The following is an 18,908-nucleotide window of genomic DNA, read 5'->3' as shown; positions in this document are numbered from 1 at the left end:
AACCCATCGGGTGGGTGTTGTTCTTGCGAACATTGCGAACGTGTTACGGTCTCATCCAATTGGTCTGGCGCCCGGGTTGTTTGGAACTCAAGCGCAAACCGAAAACGGGGGGAGGCGCGATGGACACGTCTGTTGTGTTCACGGAGGCTTATTACTTCTTCACTGTCGCGATCATGTGGCTGCTGCACGTAGGTTTCATGACCTACGAGGCAGGCGTCAGCCGTCGCAAGAACGTCATGTCGACGGCGATGAAGAACATCATGACGATCGCCGTGGTGACACCGACGTTCTACTACGTCGGTTGGTACGTCTACTTCTGCATGCAGGAGGGCCTGAAGTTCACAGGGACGCCCAACGGCAACAGCCCTGCAGGACTTGAGGCGCTGTTTTTCTGCGGCGACCAGTACGGCCTGCCCTGGGACGGTTCTGCGGGACCGAACCTCGGTGACAACATCACCGGCGTCTTCTGGGCAGCCTTCGTGCTGTTCTCTTGGACAACCGGTTCGATCATGTCCGGTTCGGTGCTAGAGCGAATCCGAATTTCGGCTTACCTCTGGCTCACTGCCCTGATGGGCGGCATCGTCTGGGTGGTTGCGGCCGCCTGGGGCTGGAGCTACGGCGGCTGGCTGACTGTTCACTTCGGCTACCACGACTTCGCCGCTTCAGGTGTGGTCCACGGAGTCGCCGGCATCTTCGCCCTAGGGATACTATTCAACCTCGGGCCAAGAATCGGCCGGTACGACAGCAATGGCGGTACACGGGCGTTCAAGCCCCACAACCTCCATCTGACGTTGATGGGGCTGATGATCATCTTCACGGCCTTCTACGCCTTCTACGCGGCGTGCCTGGCCATCACGGCCGACACCACTCCGGGTTGGGCGAACATCTACTTCAACCCGGCCACGTTGTCGGCGATCACCTACACCATCACGATGGGCTTCGCAGGCGGATTCGCCGGCGGCTACATCTTCAGCAAGGGCGATCCGTTCTGGACCATCTCCGGAGGTCTCGCCGGGGTCGTGGCTGTGTCGGCAGGCGCCGACATCTACAGCCCGAACCTGGTGCTGATCCTCGCCTTCTTCTCCGCCGGTGCCGCCTTCATGGTGGGCAGCTGGATCGAGCAGAAGGCCCGCATCGACGATGCTGTCGGAGCGGTGGCAGTCCACGGTGTCATGGGATTCTGGGGAGTCATGGCCGTCGGCATCTTCGCTGCGGGCTACCCGACAGGACCCGCAGGGGTGAAGACCACCATCCTGGGCCAGCTCGTTGGCGCAGCGGCAATCTTCGCATTGTCGTTCGTCACCGGGTACCTCGCTTCCTGGGTTCTGAAGAAGCTGAATCTGCTTCGGGTGCCGCCCGAGGTGGAGGTCGAGGGCCTCGACATGGCCGAGTTCGAAACGGACTTCTATCCGGAGTTCGGCCGAGCCGATGAGCCCATCATCCACGCCGACGGGTCGGAGAGTTCCGCAGAAGAAACGCTGCGGGCCGACCTCGCCGCCAACCGCTAAGTCGGGTGTCCGCCTCGTGGATGCAGTTCGTTCTTGCGATCGTCGTCATGTACCTGCTGGTTGCGGCCGCCGGGTACTGGGGCAAGCAGAAGCGAGCGCAGCAGGAGGCACTGGGACATGACCGACACGATGACTGACATCGTTCAGGACTTAAGGAGGACTGAATGAACACCTTCCCCTACGACAGTTGGGAAGCCGCCCTCGAAGCAGCCGACGGCACGACCGGGTACTTCACCTGGGGTCCAGGTGGCAACACCGGCTCGTACGTCCTTGCAATCATCGGGATTGCGGTCTCGGTGGTTGCGGCACTGCTCGTGACGGCGCGTGAGGACAAGCTGCTCAACGATGCAGCTGACCGTCTCGCTGACAAGTACAGCTAGGAGGACTGACATGGCTCGACGCAAGCAGATCGAATTCCAAGGACTGCACGGTCACAACAAGGCGGTCGAGATCGGGGTGGTGGTATTCACCATCGCCTGCATCGTCTTCACCATCATTGCCATCCAGGTCGTCGGCTGACAGCAGTCAGCAGACTCAACCTGATCAACCCGGCAGACGCCGTGCCGCCAATCGGTGACGCGGCGTCTGCTGGCGCGTGGAGGACTTAGGTTGGCGTTGTGAGAGTCGCCCGATTGCGGATCGCCCAAGCGTGCTCTGCGGTTGCCGGCGCGGCGGTGTTCTTGCCGTGGTACATCGATGCTCGCACTGGACTCGTCGGCACGGAAACGTTGCGCGGCATCAGCACCGGGGTCGGCAGGCTGTTGTTGGTCGTCTGCATCGTGACGATCGTGATGGTGCAGATCGGCTGGCGCCCCGCATGGATCGGCGCCGGCTTCGCCGGCGCAATCGCGGTGCGAGAAATCCTTGATCCCTCAGCATCTGGCACTCCTGATCCGGGCTCCGGTCTGTGGATCACCGTGATCGGCGCTGTGGTGGCCGTCGTCTTGCTCGGGTGGAACATGTTCGCCGGCGTTGCTGCAGATGACGGTTCCGGATCCGACGAGCCCCCACGTTGGTTCTTCTCCGGGCCGCTTGGCCGTCGACGGTGACGCTGGGACCGGTCCATGGGGACGGCGAGACCAACACAGGCGGACCGGCCTGACATCGACACGACACTCACAGAGGCAGCAATGACGACGCTCGCAACCGAACAGTCACAGGTGTTGGTTCCAGGGCCGATGATGCTGGGACCGGGTGTGGAGCGCTACCGGGTGACCGGCGGCGGCGCCACGGTGCTAGCTCTGGCGGCCGGCGACGAGTTGGAGATTGTCGACCCTGAGGGATGCCAGGTCTGCGAGCTGATCGCCTTCGATCAGACCGGGACGTCAAACCCCGGATTGCTGGCGATCGCTGCCGGCAATGGGAACGGGCGAGTTCCGTCATCGAGCAAGCCGGCCGCTGTAAGCATCCTCTCGGCGGGCCTGCACGACTCCCGCCGAGTGCGAGCCGGGCTCGAGCGCGTCGGCATCGACATGGCCAAAGTGCAGGCAGCGGCGCCGCTGCGGCTCTTCGAGGTTGACACGCCGCCCAACAGCAGCGCTCGCGTGGTCGCGCATGCCGATGTCGCCTGCGTGGTGGCAGCGCCGGGCGGCGCCATGTCGGCCCATGGCGGTGCTCCGCCCACCGACCTGGTCGCCTACGTCCACCGCAGCAAACCTGATGGCGTTGACACCGAGCCGTTGCTGCCGACCCCGTTGGCTGATCCCAGTCAGGACTTCATCGTGCTGGCCAGCACAGCTCGTGCCTACCAAGTGTCGGTGGGCGACTGGTTCCAAGTAGTGGACATGGAGGGACGGCAGTGCTCGGACTTCCAGTGCTTCGCAGTGGCGGACCTCGAAGCGGGTTCCGAGCTCGGCCTCGACGCCACCATCACCCGCTCCCTCATGGGAGCAAGCTGCCCGGCACCTGGCCTGTACTCGAAGTTCTTCAACGCCAAGATGGCGCCGCTCGTCGAAGTGGTGCAGGACACGGTGGGCCGCCACGACACCTTCAACACTGCCTGCAACGCCCGCTACTACGAGGAGATGGGCTACCCCGGCCACATCAACTGCACCGACAACATCAACGGGGTCCTCGATCCCTTCGGAGTCGCTGCACGGCGGGGCTGGGAGGCGATCAACTTCTTCTACAACACCCAAGTGGATGACGCGAATCAGATCTACCTCGACGAGCCGTGGTCGCGCCCTGGCGACTATGTGCTGCTGCGGGCGCTGGAGGACCTGGTGTGCGTCAGCACCGCATGCCCGTGCGATGTCGACGCTGCCAACGGCTGGAACCCCACCGACATCGCGGTCAGGGTGTACCCCGCAGCCAACATGTTCAAGAAAGCGACGGCGATCAGAATGACTGCGGACTCCGAAGCCCAGCTCACCCAAGAGACCGGATTCCACCCCCGCACTTCCGCCTTGACGCGGAGCTTCAGCGAGTACTGCGGCTACTGGCTGGCCGACCATTACACGGCACACGGCGCCGTCGAGGAGTACTGGGCCTGCCGGCAGGCCGCGGCGGCCATCGACCTGTCACCCCTTCGCAAGTACGAGGTGACGGGGCCCGACGCCGAAGTGCTGATGCAGACGTGCGTGACCCGCAACGTCCGCAAGCTGGCTGACGGGCAGGTCGTGTACACCGCTATGTGCCACCCCACCGGCGGAATGATCGACGACGGCACCGTCTTCCGGCTGGCGCGCGAGAACTTCCGCTGGATCGGCGGCCAGCTCGGCTACAGCGGCATCTGGCTTCGGGAGCAGGCCGAGCGGCTCGGGCTGGCTGTCTGGGTGCGCAATTCCACCGAGCAACTCCACAACCTGCAGGTCCAAGGCCCCAACAGCCGCCGCATACTCGACGAGGTCATCTGGACGCGCCCCGACCAGCCAACCGTGGAGGAGCTGGGCTGGTTCCGGTTCGCGATTGCGCGGATCGGGGACCACGACGGCATCCCGATCGTCGTCTCACGCACGGGCTACACCGGCGAGCTCGGGTTCGAAGTGTTCTGCCACCCCTCCGACGCCCCGGCAGTGTGGGACGCGATCTTCGAGGCGGGCACACCCCACGGGCTCGTGCCCATGGGCCTGACTGCGCTCGACATGCTGCGCATCGAGGCGGGGCTGATCTTCGCCGGTCACGAATTCTGCGACGAGACCGATCCGTACGAGGCGGGAATCGGTTTCACGGTCCCGCTGAAGACCAAAGAAGACGACTTCATTGGGCGCGATGCCCTGTTCGACCGGCGCGACAACCCTCAGAGGCGGCTGGTGGGGCTGGAACTTTCCGGGGGTGAGTCGGCGGCGCTTGGCGACGGCGTGTACGTGGGGCGCAACCACGTCGGTGTGATCACCAGCGGCACCATCTCCCCCATCCTGCGGAAGAACATCGCCCTGTGCCGCATGGCGTTGCCCTACAACGAGATCGGCACGGCCGTCGAGGTGGGCAAGCTGGACGGCCACGAGAAGCGCATCAGTGCCGAGGTAGTGCGGTACCCGTTCTACGACCCGGACAAGTCCCGAGTCCGCGCTTAGGCGTGTTCTGCAGCCCTGCGCGGGGATGCAAGACTGAGAATTGTTCTACTCTCGTTGCATAAACATCTAACCACAGGGGGGATCTCGTCATGACACGGGTAGCCATCATCGGCGCGGGGCCATGCGGACTCTCGCAGCTGCACGCGTTTGCCAGCGATGCCTCGTCGGAGGCAGCAGAACTCGAACTCGTCTGCTTCGAGAAGCAGGCGGATTGGGGCGGTCTGTGGAACTACACCTGGCGCACGGGACTCGATGAGCACGGCGAGCCGTGCCACGGGAGCATGTACCGCTATCTGTGGTCCAACGGCCCCAAGGAGTGCCTGGAATTCGGCGACTACGGCTTCGAGGAGCACTTCGGCAAGCCGGTGGCGTCATTCCCGCCCCGCGAGGTGCTCTACGACTACATCGTCGGCCGCGCCAACCGCAGCGGCATTCGCGACAAGATCCTGTTCAACCAGGCAGTACGGCGCGTCAGCCGGTCGTCCACCGGCAATGGCTTCACCGTGACGACACACGATCGCGCCGCAGACGCCACCTCCAGCGAGGACTTCGACTGGGTAGTGGTGTCCACGGGACACTTCTCGACACCCAACATGCCCCATTACCCCGGCTATGAGACCTTCGGGGGCACGCTGCTGCATGCCCACGACTTTCGGGACGCCGTGCAGTTCGAGGGCCGCGACGTGCTCGTCATCGGGTCGAGCTACTCGGCCGAGGACATTGCATCGCAGCTGTGGAAGTACGGGGCGCGGTCGGTCATCTGCTCCTCACGCAGCGGTCCGATGGGCTTCGACTGGCCCGACGGCATCACCGAGACGCCGATCCTCACCCATGTGGACGGTCGCACGGTGCACTTCACCGACGGCACCAGCACCGAGGTCGATGCCATCGTCTCCTGCACGGGCTACCTCCACCACTTCCCGTTCATGGACGACGATCTGCGGTTGGTGACCGCCAACCGGCTCGCTTCGTCAATGCTGTATCGGGGCGTGGTGTTCCAGCCCGAGAACCGGGTGCTGTACCTGGGGATGCAGGACCAGTGGTACACGTTCAACATGTTCGACGCCCAGACTTGGTATGCCCGTGACGTCATCCTGGGCCGCATCGAGCTGCCCGACGCCGACGAGCAGGCCCGCTGGATTGACGACTTCCAGGCCGCGGAAGACGAAGTGCCCGACGACTACGCCGCCATTGACTTTCAAGGCGATTACACCCAGGACCTGCTGGACCAGACCGACTGTCCCGACCCCAACACACCGCTCATCAACAAGATGTTCAAGGACTGGAAGAAGCACAAGAGCCAGTCGATCCTGGGCTACCGCGACCACGGCCATACTTCGCCGGTGACGGGCACGATGGCGCCGATACACCACACGTCCTGGGAGGAAGCTCTCGACGACTCGCTGGAGTCCTACCTGGCCGACTCGGGCTGATTCACGGGGCACGCCAGAGGGCCGCGTCCAGAAATTGCGTTGAGAGGCGGAGCTGTGAGGGCGATCCCAACCGAAGTCGATGCGGTGGTGATCGGCGCCGGGGTGATCGGTGCCAGCATCGGCTACCAGCTCGCCCGGCACTCGGACTTGCGAGTGGCCGTCGTCGATGCTCGGGCGCCCGTCGGGGGCATCTCGGGCCGGACGTTCGGCCAGATCCGCCAGCACTACTCAAATGAGCTGATGGTGCGTATCGCCCAGCGGGGCTTCCACTGCATTCAGAACTGGAGTTCCGAGGTGGGCTACGGCGATCCCGGCTACGCCCGGTTCGGCTACATGTTGCTCGTCGTCGAGGACCAGCTGGATGGGTTGCGGTACAACATCGATCTCGGCCAGGGCCTCGGCGTCGACACCCGCTTCGTTGTGGGCAGCCAGATCTCCGAGATTGAGCCGCTGGTGAACGCGGACGGCCTGGCCGGCGGTGCCTACGAGCCCGAGGGCGGCTACATCGACGTCACCAAGATGGTGTTGAGCTGGCTCACGGCAGCGTCTGCAGCCGGCGCTGACGTACTGGCACCACTCGCCGTGGAAGGGATCACCACCTCGGGCGGTGCCGTCACTGGCGTCAGCACGGCCGCCGGCGAGATCCGGGCCTCGACAGTTGTTGCCGCGACTGGCGCATGGGCGCGCGACCTGCTGGACCCGCTGGGTGTGGAAGTGCCGGTCGAGCGGCGACGGCTGGACATGGCAGTGCTCGAACAAGACGCCGGAGCACGGGCGCTGGGTACCTGCATCACCGACGGCAACTCAAACCTGGTCATCCGCCCCGACATGGGGCGCCACATCGTGGCGGTGGCCTACCCGCCCGAGATGCCCGCAGTCGTCGATCCGCTGGCCGACGCATCGGCGGCGGACCACGCAGCCCACGACGTGCGCCTTGAAGCGGCCATCGCGGAGCGGCTGCCGAGCTTGACGGTGGCCTCCACGGCCTCCACCACCAGCGGCGCCTACGACGTATCGCCGGACTACCACCCCATCTTGGGATGGGCCGCCGAGATCGCCCCGGTGGACGGCCTCTACCTGGCCATCGGCCTCTCGGGGCACGGGCTCAAGCTTTCGCCGGCCCTCGGAGAGATCGTCGCCGCGGATGTGCTTGGCCTCGAGTGTGTGGGCGACGCGCCAGCCATCGACACCCGGGCGCTGCGCCCCTCGCGCTTCGCTGAGGGCGACCTCATGCACCTGTCGTACGGGCCGAGCGCCCGCGCCTAGCTAGCTCCAGGGGTAAGGCGAGTTGCTCACCGGGTGGAGCCGGCCCTCGGCGTAACGCGAATAGCGGAATGGCTCCAGTAGCGCCTGAGGCTCTCCGATCAGCTCCTTGGCCACCAGCGCACCCACGCCGATCATCTTGTAGCCGTGGTTGGAGTCGGCAATGAAGTAGGCGTTGTCGCAGAAGGTGTCGAACACAGGGAAGTTGTCGGGCGAGAAGCTGCCGATCCCCCCTGAAGGCTCGTCGCTGATGAGGTGGGTCTTGCCCTCGAAGCGTTTGTGGCAGTGAGCCAACGCCGCAGTCCAGGTGCGGTAGAAGTCGCCCCCCACAACGAAGTCGGGCGAGTCGGGTCCGTAGGGGTCGACGGCCACATCGGCAGACGGCTTATCCACGACGTAGGGCATATAGCCGCCCTGGACGCCGCCGAAGTTGAAGTCCGGCTTGTAGTAGATGCCCCACGGCCCCTCAGTGACGAGCCCGTCGGCGTCGTACAGGGGAGCGTCGGTGTCAATGTGCACCACCGGCGGCATGTTGCCCTCGTTGTCGGTGAGGAAGCCGGGGTCGACCGTGAGCGTGCCTTCCTGCAGGCACATGTAGGTCCAGGTCGGGCGGCTGTGCACCTGGCCGTCGCTGGCGAGAACCTCGGTGGTCGTCGGCAGGTCGAGCATGGCCCAGATCTTCTGCACCCACGGCCCCACCGCCACCACCACGTGATCGCACGCCACGGGTCCTTGATCGGTGAGCACAGCAGTGACCGCTCCGGAGGCATCCTGGTCGAACCCGGTCACGGTGACACCGCCCACCACGCCGACGCCTTCTGCCTCGACCTTGCCGAGCAGCCCCTTGAGCGAGGCCATGTTGTTGGCATACCCGCCCCGGTGCTCATGCAGGACGCTGGTGATGCCCTGCGCCTGCCAGTCATCGAAGATCCCACGCATGTAGCTGGCCGAGGCCTCGGCACCTTCAACGAACGTGGACGAGTAGCCGATGGCCTTCTGCTGAGCATGGATCGAGGCCACGTCGTTGCGCATCGCCTCATGGCTGATCTGCATGTAGCCCACAGGGTGATACGAGAACGCCTCGGGATCGCTGTCCCAGACGTCCACCGAGTGGGCCATGAGCTCACGCATGGCCGGCTGGAAGTAGTTGTTGCGAATGACACCGCAGGCGATGCCCGAAGCGCCCGCACCCACACCGGTCTTGTCGATGACGACGATGTCGTCGCCCGATCCCCGTCCCGACGACCTCAGATCGCGGGCAAGGTTCCAAGCTGTCGACAGGCCGTGAATGCCTCCGCCGATGATGACAAAACGAGCCCTGGTCGGCAGTGCCATAACCGCAGCCTCCTCGGTTCAGTCTCTTTGAGTGGCTTCTCTGAGTGACGGCTCAGTGGCCGCCGGGGGCTGTCCAGCCCTCCAGCACCGGCTTGCGCCAGTCGGTGCCGACGATCCGCGATTCCGCGACCCACGGCCCCAGCTCCACCTGCGGGAACTTGCAATGGATGTCCTTGAGGGTGATGCCGTAGCTGTTGCCCTCGGTGAGGTGCTTCATGAGCACCTTGCGGGCGATCTCGTCCTCGCGGCCGGGCGGGATCTCGAAGTAGATCTTCAGAAACGAGTTCGAGTAGCGGTCGAAGACCGCCGGCACCCCGTCCTCTTCGAGAAGGGTGATGTCCTCGAGCCAGTTGATGTCGGGTCCTGGGGTAACCGCCAGAAGATCTATGTCGATGACCAGCGACATGTCTTCTTGGTAGGCGAACCGCTTGCCAGCCAGGACTTCGGCGTCGATGGCGACGGTGCGGGTCTCGCGCGAGCTCTCGCCTGTGTGCGCGGATGCTGTGTTCGTGGTCTCGGGCACGTCACACTCCCTTGTCGATCACGTAGCGGTCGAAGAGGTCGCGGATCTCTTGCATGTTCTGCTCCTCGGTGACACCAGGGATGTAGTTGGTGCCCGCGAGTGGCACCTTGGCCATTGCGGCCGCCTCGTGGGTGAGCGCGGCCAGGTCCTCGGGCTCCAGAGAATGCACATCGGTCTTGCCGCAAGCCCGGGCCAGCATCTGCACTTCCATGGTGAGGGTGATGAGGAAGTTGTAAACCCGCAGGGCGGCCTCATCTACGTCGAGGCGCTTGCGCAGCTCGACGTCCTGGGTGGCTACGCCGACGGGACACCGACCGGTGTGGCAGTGGTAACACTCGCCCGCGGGCACGCCGATCGTGCCCTCGTAGTCGGTGACGCCAGGGATCTCCTTGTTGCAGTTGAGCGCCATCAGCGCAGCCGTGCCCAACGCGATGGCATCTGCACCCAACGCCAGGCACTTGGCCACGTCGCCGCCGTTGCGGATGCCGCCCGCCACGACCAGGTCGATGTCGTCGGCGAGGCCCACATCCTCGAGCGCCCGGCGGGCCTCGGGGATAGCCGCCATCAGCGGAATGCCGGTCTCCTCAGTAGCCAGATGCGGTCCCGCACCGGTGCCGCCCTCAGCACCATCGAGGTAGATGACGTCGGGGCCACACTTGGCCGCCATGCGCACGTCGTCATACACCCGGGCAGATCCCAGCTTGAGTTGAATGGGGACCTGATAGTCGGTGGCTTCGCGAATCTCCTGGATCTTCAGCGACAGATCGTCGGGACCAAGCCAGTCAGGGTGGCGAGCCGGCGAACGCTGGTCGATGCCCGCCGGCAGCGACCTCATCTCAGCAACCTGCTCGGTGACCTTCTGGCCCATCAGGTGGCCGCCTAGACCAACCTTGCAACCCTGGCCGATGAAGAACTCCACCGCATCGGCCAGCATCAGGTGATGGGGGTTGAAGCCGTAGCGGCTCTGGATGACCTGGTAGTACCACTTGGTGGACAGGTCGCGCTCTGGCGGGATCATTCCGCCCTCGCCCGAGCAGGTGGCGGTGCCAGCCATGGACGCGCCCTTGGCCAAGGCCATCTTGGCCTCCAGCGACAGCGCACCGAAGCTCATGCCCGTGATGTACACCGGGATTTCGAGTTCGAGCGGCTTGGCGGCGAAGCGTGAGCCGATGACTGTGGTGGTGTCGCACTTCTCGCGGTAGCCCTCGATCACGAATCGGGTGAGGGTTCCGGGCAGGAACACCAGCTCGTCCCAGTGGGGGATCTTCTTGAAGATCGACAATCCCCGCATCCGGTAGCGGCCGAGTTCGGCCTTCACATGGATGTCGTTGATGACCTCGCGGGTGAAGATCCGACTCTTGCCGAGCACATCGGTGCTCTCGTTGACCTCGTTCGTATCGGCCATGTGTGTTTCCCTGTATCGATTGACGAGCTTGCGCTCGCTAGTGAATGACGAGCTTGCGCTCAGAAGGCTCGAGCAAGTCGTAGTTGTGCAGCACTTTGCCGCAGACGAATTTCTGGAATTCGGGCGGATCGCCGAGTGAGTGGATGCGGAACTTGCGCTCGATGAACTCGGTGTCGGCGTCGTCCCACTCGCCGGGCACGCAGTCGACGCCCAGCGAACTCACCTTGCCGCCCACGTAGAGGGCGCCGTCGTACATGGAGTCGCCCAGGTGCTGACCCGCGTTGCCGCAGATGATCTGGCGCCCCCGCTGCATCATGAACCCGGTGTTAATGCCGACATTGCCGAGCACGATGATCGTGCCGCCCTTCTGGTCGATTCCCGTGCGGGCACCCACGTCGCCCTTCACGATGAGGTCGCCGCCACGGATGGCTGCACCGGTCAGCGAGCCGGCGCCGCGCTCGATGGTGACGACGCCCGACATCATGTTCTCGGCCACCGACCAGCCCACACGACCGTTGATCGTCACTTCAGGGCCGTCGATGAGCCCGCAGGCAAACCAGCCGGGGCTTCCCTCGAAGTGAATCCGGCAGCGCTTCAGTATCCCCACCGCCAACGAGTGCTTCGAGGCGGGATTGAGCACGGTCACGTCGGTGATGCCGTCGTCGTAGATGAGTTTGCGCAGCACCATGTTGATCTGACGAATGGTCAGCTCGGCTGCGTCGAAACGGGCCCTGGCACCGTCGACTTCGACGTTGTCGGGCATCTCCGCATGGGGCTCCACGAGCCCCCGGGCGTCATAGGCGACCCCGCTGCGGGAACCTACACCTGCCATACCAGCACCTCTCGCTCGTAGGGATCGCGGGTTTCCACCTCGCGATGCACCAATGCTCGGATGGCCACTTCCTCGGTGGCCACCGCCACCAGCGGCTCGGACTCGAACAGCACCAGCGGCTTGGCCGCCATTTCATCCTTGGCGATTCCCATCTGGTTGCCGGTGACGCACACGTAGGTGAACACGCCGTCGAGCTCATCGAGGCTGTGCTTCATCGACGTTTCCAACGACAGGCCCCGCGACATGTACTCAGCGAGATACACGGCGATGATCTCGGAGTCGCACTCGCTCTGGAACCGGTGGCCATGTTGTTCGAGACGCCGGCGCCACTGGTGGTAGTTGGTGAGCTGGCCGTTGTGCACCACGGCCACGTCCGCGAACGGGTAGGCCCAGTAAGGATGTGCGCTGGCCAGGTCCACTTGGGATTCGGTGGCCATGCGCACATGGCCGATGCCGTGAGTGCCGCGGAACGACCCCAAGTTGTACTGGTCGCTCACCGTTGCAGCGTCGCCCAGGTCCTTGATGATCTCCAGCGAGCTGCCCAGCGACAGCACCTCGCAGCCAGGCACGTCCTCGAGGTAGTCGGCCAGCGCCTTGAGGTCGCCGCCGTAGCGGATGGTGGCCCGGAATGCGTACCCGGTTTCGCCGGTGACCGCGGCCACCTCGGCACCGATCTTGGCCAGGCGACTCTCCACTTCGGCGCGGTTGCGTTCGAGGCGCTCGGCCATGCCGAAGCCGGCGCTCTTGTTGGGCTCAGCCAGCACGAACCGGATGACGACGAGGTCGTCGGCCGGCCCGTACACCGCGTAGCCGGTGGAGTCCGGCCCCCGGTGCTTCATCGATTGGAGCATCGCGGTGAGCTCCGCTCCGATGTCGGCGCTTCCGTCGCGGTGGATCACTCCGGCTATGCCGCACATGGTGCTACCCCCTTCGTGGGTGCGTGTGTTCTGTCTCGGTATGTCTCGTGTGCCAGCCCCGCGAGATCAGAGCAGGCGGGCGGTCAGGGCAGGACGTCGAGATACTCCTCCACGTCCCAGTCGGAGACGGTGTGCAGGAACCGCTCCCACTCGTCGGTCTTGTAGTGCATGAACACCCTGTACATCTCGCCGGGCAGGGCCGCCTTGACCACCTCGTCGGCGTCGAACGCCGCAAGCGCCTCACCCAGGTTCAGCGGGATCTTCTGCACGTCCTTGCCCGACTCCACGGCCTCATAGATGTTGCGCTCCTCGGGCGGACCCGGGTCGAGGCTGCGGTCGAGGCCGTCGTCCATGGCCATCAAGAGCCCCGCGAAGGACAGGTGCGGGTTGACCGAGCTGTCGGCCGTTCGGTACTCGAAGCGGCCCGGCGCGCTGATCCGCAGGGCGGTCGTGCGGTTCTGGAAGCCCCAGTCTGCGAAGACGGGCGCCCAAAAGCCGGTGTCCCACAGCCTCCGGTAGGAGTTGACCGTCGGCGCGCTGAGGCAGGTGAGACCTCGGACGTGCTCGAGGATGCCGCCGATGGCCTTCATGCCGATGGGACCGGGCAGCTGAGGGTTGTCACCTTCGGGCATGAACTTGTTGTTGCCCTCGGAATCCCACAGCGAGATGTTGTGGTGACACCCGTTGGCGGACACGCCCATGAACGGCTTGGGCATGAAGCACGGGAAGGCCCCGAGCTCGCGACCGACCTGCTTGCACACTTGTCGATAGGTGGTGAGCCGGTCGGCGGTGAGCTCGGCTCGGTCGAATTGGAAGTTCAGCTCGAGCTGGCCGGGGGCGTCCTCATGGTCGCCCTGGATCATCTCGAGTCCCATGGCCTCGCAGTACTCGATCACCCTGTGGATCAGCGGCTGCAGTTCGGCGAATTGGTCGATGTGATAGCAGTTGGGCTTGGTCATGCCCTCGACGGTCGGCTTGCCGTCGGCGTCGGCCTTGAGCCACATCATCTCGGGCTCGCAGCCGGCTCGCAGGTGCAGACCGTGCTTGGCCTCGAACTCGGCGTGAAGCCGCCGCAGGTTGCCGCGGCAGTCGGAGGTCAGGAATGCACCACCGTCCACCTCTTCCTCACGACCCCGGAACAGCGTGCACCAGACTCGGGCCGTCTTGCGATCCCACGGCAGCGGCATGAACGTTTCGGGCTCGCCGATGCCGACGAGCTCGCGGGCCTCGGGGCCGTAGCCGATGTAGTTGCCGTGACGGTCGATGAAGAGGTTGGCAGTGGAGCCATAGACGAGCTGAAAACCCTTGCGGGCGATCATCCCGAAGTGTTTGGCGGGAATCCCCTTGCCCATGATGCGGCCGGTGACCGAAACGAACTGGCAGTACAGATACCGAATGCCGTCCGCTTCGATGCGGGCCTCCACTTCGGCGATCTGCTCTTCTCGTCCGTCTGCGCCGACAAACATCTCAAGATCGGTGGCCATTGCTTCCCCTGTCTGCATGACTTCTTGGTTCACACGAACCGTAACGCCCCGGAACTCGTGCCCTCGAACGTGCTCGGATCCCGCCGCAACGTAGCACAGTTCTCGCCGTGATGTCTAATCTGAGTAGCGGCTCTTTCCTCTCAGTAGAGCAAGTCGGCATCGTGGGGGCGAGCCTTAGCGACTCGCCTTCATTGGATGCCGAGCTGCGCTTTGCGCTCTCGGGCGTAGTTCGTGATGAGCTGATCCGCGGTGAGCCCGATGACCGCCACGTTGAAGCCGGCGACCAGGCCCTCCCCCACAAGGGCCTGCTCGGTTCGGGCCAGGAGGATTTCGTCGCCGAGACCGTCGATCCCGCCGATGAACGCGGAGATGATCACGAGCAGCAGCCCGAACAAGATGACCTGGTTCATGCCCAGCATGATCTCTGGGAAGGCCATCGGGAACTTGACCTTGCGCAGTACCTGCCAGCGAGTGCAGCCGGACATCTCGGCTGCCTCGACCAGGTCGGCGGGTACGTTGCGCAAGCCAAGCATGGTGTAGCGCACCGCGGGAACCGTCGCGTAGATGACGATGGCCGTGAGCGCAGCGACCGGCCCGACCCGGAACAGCATGACCACCGGGATCAGGTAGATGAACGACGGCAGCACTTGGAAGGTGTCCAGCACGACCTGCACTGAGGCGTAGCGGCGCGTCGATGTCGAGGCGAACACCCCGATCGGCACGCCGATGGCCACACTGACGATCAGCGCAGCCACAACTAGATAGAGCGTCTCCATCGACTCGATCCAGAATCCCGAGAACGCCAGGTAAGCCACAAACAGCGACACGATCCCGGCGAGCCTCCACCCGCCGAATCGCCAACCGACAGCTGCGACAAGCACGAGCAAGCCGATCCACGGCAGCGACCCGAAGCCGTCGCGCATGGGGAACAGGACTTGCAGGATCATGAAATCGCGAAAGTGGCCCAGCGGTCCTTTCAGATTGAGCTGCACCCAGTCGACGATCCACTCCCACAGCGGCGCGGTGCTGATCGTCCAGCTCTTCGGCAGCACCTTCGCATGATCAGTGATCTGGGCCAGCACAGTGCCGGCGACGCTCACCGCTGCTGCGGCGATCCAGTACGGGTGGCGCGCCAGCCACGACTTCGACAGGTCGACGTGCTCGGGTCTGCGGGCCCCGGCGGCCTGGCTCAGCCGGTCGAGCATGATCGCCATCGCCACGATGGCCACGCCCACCTCGAGAGCCTTTCCGATCCTGAGGCTCTGCAGGTAGTTGAGCAGGGGCAGGCCAAGGCCCCGGGTGCCGACGAAGGAGGCCAGCACGGTCATGCCGAAGCACTGCATCACCACCTGATTCACGCCCACCAAGAGCTGCGGACGCGAGGCCGGCATCTCGACCTTCCAGAGCATCTGCCACCGGTTGCAGCCCGATGTCAGGCCCGCTTCGAGCACCTCAGACGGCACCGAGCGCAGGCCCAGAATCGTGAGCCGGGCCATCGGCGGGACGGCAAACAGGATGGTGGCAATGGCTCCGGCCTCGTCGCCGATCCCGATGAACACTGAGATAGGCAGCAGGTAGGAGAAGTGAGGCATCGACTGCATCACGTTGAGCACGGGCACCAGCAGTGATTCGAACCACTTCGCCTTTGCTGCCGCCAGGCCGGCGGCCCAGCCGATGACCGCTGCGACCGGTGCCACCACCAGCACGATCGACAGCGTGATGATGGCGTCTTCCCACACGTTGAAGACGGCCAGGTACAGCGAGCATCCCCCGCCAAGAAGGGCCAGCCGCCACCCGCCCAGCTTGGCCCCTGCCACCGCAAACAAACCCACCAGCACCACCCACGGCACCGCGCCCAGGCCAAAGGGGCCCTCTCCGGCAATCAGCAGCTGCTCGCTCAGATCAAGCGGGCGCTCCAGCAAGCCCGAAACCGTGCGGGTGAAGTCCTTGAAATTGAACAGCCCGAACAGCTGCTCGTTCTTGAGATGCAGCAGGGCCTCGTTCGCCCAGTCAGGGAGGAACCTGAATTCACCGAGCTTCGAGAGAACGTCGGGGAACAGGCCCGGCGCCGCTTGATGGAAGACCTGAATGGCCAAGTAGGGCGACAGCAGGAGCAGTGCCATGCGCCAGCCCCGCACGCGACGAACCCGCTCCAGAAGGCTCTGGGGCGCCGCGGACTCCGCTGTCGTGGCCATCAGCCCGAGTCGCCAACTCCGGAGGTGGCGCTGCCCCAGATGGCGTCGATCATGGCGTCGCGATTGAGGCTGCCCACCGTGGTGCCGTCGCCGTCAATAACTCGGAGGGGCACGGAAGCGCTCAGTACCTTTGCGGCGATGTCGCGCAGCACCGCGTCGGCCCTCACGGCTGATGCGACCGCGGAGGCATCAGCGACATCACCCATCACGCTTCCGGCGGTGAGGATCCGGTCCCGCTGGACGTCACGGGCGAAGGCGCGCACGTAGTCGGTGGCCGGCTGAGTCACTAAGTCTTCGGCGCGGCCGATCTGCACGATCTGACCCTCATAGAGGATCGCAATTCGATCAGCGAGGCGAATCGCTTCGCTGAAATCGTGGGTGATGAACACGATCGTCTTGTGCAGCACCGATTGGAGACGCAGGAACTCGTCCTGCATCTCGCGCCGGATCAGCGGATCGAGCGCAGAGAAGGGCTCGTCGAGGAACCACACGTCGGGCTCCACTGCGAGCGACCGGCCGATGCCCACCCGCTGCTGCTGGCCGCCAGAGAGCTCCCGCGGGTAGTAGCCGCCGCGGCCTTCGAGACCCACGAGAGCAAGGATCTCCTCGGCCCGGGCCCGGCGCGTCGTGCTGTCAACGCCCTGTACCTCTAAGGGAAAGATGATGTTCTCGGCCACGGTGCGATGGGGAAACAAAGCGAAGTGCTGGAACACCATGCCCATGCGATGACGACGGATATCGATCAGCTCACGGCTCGATGCCTCGAGCAGGTCGATGCCCGCAAAATGGACGCTGCCCGCAGTCGGCTCGATCAGGCGCGAGAGGCAACGCACCAGCGTCGACTTGCCGGAGCCGCTGAGGCCCATGAGCACAAGAATTTCCCCGGGCATTACGTCGAGGCTGGCCGCCACCACTGCCGGGATGTATCCGGCCTCCTTGACGGCATCGGCCGTCGGCGAACCGTCGTGGCGCTGGAGGAATTTCTCGGGATCAGGGCCGTACAGCTTCCACACGTCTTGGCAGGAGATCACGGCTTCACTGTTCACGACGGCACCATCCGCGCCTCCGAGAAAGAGCCAGCCGGACGGATCAGTCGCATCCGCCCGGCTGGCACCCTAACTTCTGCTGGCTTCCTGTGGCATGCCGCGGGCTGACTCACAGGCTGATCGGACAGGTCACACGCAATGGGGAGGGATTCGTTGCCTATCCGCTTGAGCCTCTAGCCGTCGATCCAGCTCCGCCAGAGGTCTTCGTTGGCTGCCAACCACTCCTGGGCAGCCTCGGATGGCTCCTTGCCGTCCACGTCCACCGCCGCAGCCATGGCAGCCAGCATCGGGTTGGTGAAGTCCATGCGCTGCACGATGGCCGCGGCCGTCGGCCACGTCTCCGGGAAGTGGATGCCGACGCCGGTCTTGAGGTAACCGTCTGCGGGGTTGCCGCAGTCATGGGTCAACTCGGAGTTGATGCCCCACTCGGGATCGGTGCGGCAGGCATCTTCGAACGTCGGGAATTCGATGAAGTTGCCCTCATACACGGCTTCCACGAAGTTCGGCGTCCAGTTGAACAGCACGATCGGCGTCTCGTCCACCGAAGCCGCGTCCAGTTCCGCCCACAGTGTCGCCGCCGAACCTGCGTTGATGACCTCGAAGTCCATCCCGAGGCCCTCGACACGCTCCGCGTCGCCCTTGAGCCAGTCCACTGGACCGCCCAGGAAGCGGCCCTTGTCGCCGGTCTCAGCCGTCGCGAAGATCGCAGCGCAGGCGTTCAGAGCCTCCCAGTCCGGAAGCCCAGGGCACTGGTCCTCTACGTAGATCGGGTACCACCACTCCTCACGCGTGACCGCGTTGTGGGTGGCGAAATCCAGTACACAGCCGGCATCAACCTGCTCTTGGAAGGCAACGCCGAAGGCACCCTCCCAGACCTCGTGCACTAACTCGATGTCGCCATCGCACATCGACTGGTACACCACCTGGCTGTCAGACGGCACGTACTCGACCGAGAAGCCGGCCTCCTCCAAGATGCCGCCCACAACCTCGGCGCCAACCAGTTGGCTCGACCAGTTGTGCAGCGGAATCCGGATCGGATCAGACGAATCCTCCATCGCCATCTCGGCTTCCGTCGTCGCAGGGGCTGCCGCTGCTTCCGTTGCGGCTGGAGCGTCCGTCGCGACGGACGCCTCGTCGTCGTCGCTGCTGCAGGCCGAAGCCAGCAACGCGAGAGCCAGCAGCGCCAATGCTGTCGTTCGTAAACGGGACATGGGTTCCTCCAATTCGAGACATTGCCTCAATTGTCGATCTGTGTTGGTCCACAGCCACGCCGTCGTCAACCAAAGGCCCCAAGAGCGATCCGGTTTCCCTGCCCTCGCAGTCAGTAGTCACCATGGTGACGACAGCTGTGGTGTTCCCAACGGTGATGCGACCTAGAACCATATAATAGCATAGTTTCATGAACATAACTCATGACTGAAATATGCCACGGCCGCATGAACGTCAGCGCTC

At 64.4% G+C, this 18,908-nt stretch carries 16 protein-coding genes; 7 read left to right on the top strand and 9 right to left on the bottom strand.

Annotated elements, in window-relative coordinates:
- Positions 1–119: 119 nt before the first annotated feature.
- From ACOCMM_RS03845 to ACOCMM_RS03815, 7 genes are all read left to right on the top strand, one after another.
- Positions 120–1,508, top strand: a complete 1,389-nt coding sequence (locus ACOCMM_RS03845; protein ID WP_419551870.1) for an ammonium transporter — start codon at positions 120–122, stop codon at positions 1,506–1,508.
- Between the two features lie 164 nt (positions 1,509–1,672).
- Complete coding sequence (locus ACOCMM_RS03840) at positions 1,673–1,888, top strand: hypothetical protein (protein ID WP_419551869.1); 216 nt, start codon at positions 1,673–1,675, stop codon at positions 1,886–1,888.
- A gap of 10 nt (positions 1,889–1,898) precedes the next feature.
- Entirely contained in the window at positions 1,899–2,027 is a 129-nt protein-coding gene (locus ACOCMM_RS03835) for a hypothetical protein (protein WP_419551868.1), read from the top strand.
- Between the two features lie 98 nt (positions 2,028–2,125).
- The gene (locus tag ACOCMM_RS03830; protein WP_419551867.1) at positions 2,126–2,557 is read left to right on the top strand and encodes a hypothetical protein; all 432 of its coding nucleotides are present in this window, start codon (positions 2,126–2,128) and stop codon (positions 2,555–2,557) included.
- An 81-nt stretch (positions 2,558–2,638) separates the two neighbouring features.
- The gene (locus ACOCMM_RS03825; RefSeq protein WP_419551866.1) at positions 2,639–5,023 is read left to right on the top strand and encodes a DUF1989 domain-containing protein; all 2,385 of its coding nucleotides are present in this window, start codon (positions 2,639–2,641) and stop codon (positions 5,021–5,023) included.
- Between the two features lie 89 nt (positions 5,024–5,112).
- On the top strand, positions 5,113–6,456 hold the full coding sequence (locus tag ACOCMM_RS03820; protein WP_419551865.1) for a flavin-containing monooxygenase: 1,344 nt from the start codon (positions 5,113–5,115) through the stop codon (positions 6,454–6,456).
- 54 nt (positions 6,457–6,510) lie between these two features.
- Positions 6,511–7,722, top strand: a complete 1,212-nt coding sequence (locus ACOCMM_RS03815) for an NAD(P)/FAD-dependent oxidoreductase (protein ID WP_419551864.1) — start codon at positions 6,511–6,513, stop codon at positions 7,720–7,722.
- On the opposite strand, the gene ACOCMM_RS03810 is transcribed toward ACOCMM_RS03815, so the two are convergent.
- From ACOCMM_RS03810 to ACOCMM_RS03770, 9 genes are all read right to left on the bottom strand, one after another.
- Positions 7,723–9,054 carry an NAD(P)/FAD-dependent oxidoreductase gene (locus ACOCMM_RS03810; protein WP_419551863.1) on the bottom strand — a complete coding sequence of 444 codons (1,332 nt, stop codon included), beginning with the start codon at positions 9,052–9,054 and terminating at the stop codon, positions 7,723–7,725.
- A gap of 52 nt (positions 9,055–9,106) precedes the next feature.
- Positions 9,107–9,577, bottom strand: a complete 471-nt coding sequence (locus ACOCMM_RS03805; protein WP_419551862.1) for a hypothetical protein — start codon at positions 9,575–9,577, stop codon at positions 9,107–9,109.
- 1 nt (position 9,578) lies between these two features.
- On the bottom strand, positions 9,579–10,982 hold the full coding sequence (locus tag ACOCMM_RS03800; protein ID WP_419551861.1) for an FMN-binding glutamate synthase family protein: 1,404 nt from the start codon (positions 10,980–10,982) through the stop codon (positions 9,579–9,581).
- Positions 10,983–11,019: 37 nt separating this feature from the next.
- A complete protein-coding gene (locus ACOCMM_RS03795; RefSeq protein ID WP_419551860.1) occupies positions 11,020–11,814 on the bottom strand; it encodes a GXGXG motif-containing protein in 795 nt (264 codons plus the stop codon).
- Positions 11,802–12,731 carry a glutamine amidotransferase gene (locus ACOCMM_RS03790; protein WP_419551859.1) on the bottom strand — a complete coding sequence of 310 codons (930 nt, stop codon included), beginning with the start codon at positions 12,729–12,731 and terminating at the stop codon, positions 11,802–11,804. The genes ACOCMM_RS03795 and ACOCMM_RS03790 overlap by 13 nt, the downstream gene beginning before the upstream one ends.
- An 83-nt stretch (positions 12,732–12,814) precedes the next feature.
- A complete protein-coding gene (locus ACOCMM_RS03785) occupies positions 12,815–14,233 on the bottom strand; it encodes a glutamine synthetase family protein (RefSeq protein WP_419551858.1) in 1,419 nt (472 codons plus the stop codon).
- Positions 14,234–14,403: 170 nt separating this feature from the next.
- Positions 14,404–16,410 carry an ABC transporter permease gene (locus tag ACOCMM_RS03780; protein ID WP_419551857.1) on the bottom strand — a complete coding sequence of 669 codons (2,007 nt, stop codon included), beginning with the start codon at positions 16,408–16,410 and terminating at the stop codon, positions 14,404–14,406.
- Positions 16,410–17,456, bottom strand: a complete 1,047-nt coding sequence (locus tag ACOCMM_RS03775) for a quaternary amine ABC transporter ATP-binding protein (protein WP_419551856.1) — start codon at positions 17,454–17,456, stop codon at positions 16,410–16,412. Before ACOCMM_RS03775 ends, ACOCMM_RS03780 begins: the two co-directional genes overlap by 1 nt.
- Positions 17,457–17,629: 173 nt before the next feature.
- A complete protein-coding gene (locus ACOCMM_RS03770; protein WP_419554819.1) occupies positions 17,630–18,517 on the bottom strand; it encodes an ABC transporter substrate-binding protein in 888 nt (295 codons plus the stop codon).
- Positions 18,518–18,908 lie beyond the last annotated feature (391 nt).

Source organism: Candidatus Poriferisodalis sp., assembly GCF_965198245.1.
In the GTDB taxonomy this organism is placed as follows: Bacteria; Actinomycetota; Acidimicrobiia; order Acidimicrobiales; family Poriferisodalaceae; genus Poriferisodalis.
Note: the sequence above shows the minus strand (reverse complement) of the source record. Positions and strands in the feature narration are given on the sequence as shown.